The sequence below is a fragment of the Pseudogemmobacter sp. TB195 genome, assembly GCF_058313095.1.
The window spans coordinates 1-542 of sequence record NZ_JBZEGG010000196.1 but is presented as its reverse complement, the minus strand read 5'-3'; the positions used below and the strand labels follow the sequence as shown (position 1 = coordinate 542).

The following is a 542-nucleotide window of genomic DNA, read 5'->3' as shown; positions in this document are numbered from 1 at the left end:
AACCGCTGAAGGCATCTAAGCGGGAAACCAGCCTCAAAACGAGTACTCCCTGAAGAGCCGTGGAAGACCACCACGTCGATAGGCCGGGTGTGCAAGTGCAGCAATGCATTCAGCTAACCGGTACTAATCGCTCGTCAGGCTTGATCGTTCCCATGTTCAATGTCCGTTTTAGCTTTCTTCGTGACTGGCTGCGCCAGTCATCCGGCCCGTCAGGGCCGGCGGCCGGTCGGCCTTGCGGACCATGAATGGTCCGCGGTGGCCAGCAACGCCGGATGAAGAAAAAACGTCCAGACCAGAAAACAAAACCACTTCATGCTACCCTGTCATTCGCCGGCCCGGTGGCCCAAGCGGGGAGACAATACCCGATCCCATCCCGAACTCGGCCGTCAAACTCCCCAGCGCCAATGGTACTGTGTCTCAAGACCCGGGAGAGTAGGTCGTCGCCGGGCCCGCAAATGACAGATAACACTCCTCACGATGAAAACTTCCCGGCCTGCATCCGGGAAATGGCAAATCATTCAAAATCGACCCGGGGTGAAGCA

At 57.6% G+C, this 542-nt stretch carries 2 rRNA genes; both read left to right on the top strand.

The window, feature by feature from the left end:
* A 23S ribosomal RNA gene (locus AC4FS3_RS29335) occupies nt 1–148 on the top strand; the annotation flags it as partial.
* A 186-nt stretch (nt 149–334) separates the two neighbouring features.
* Nucleotides 335–449, top strand: a 5S ribosomal RNA gene (gene rrf, locus AC4FS3_RS29330).
* Nucleotides 450–542 lie beyond the last annotated feature (93 nt).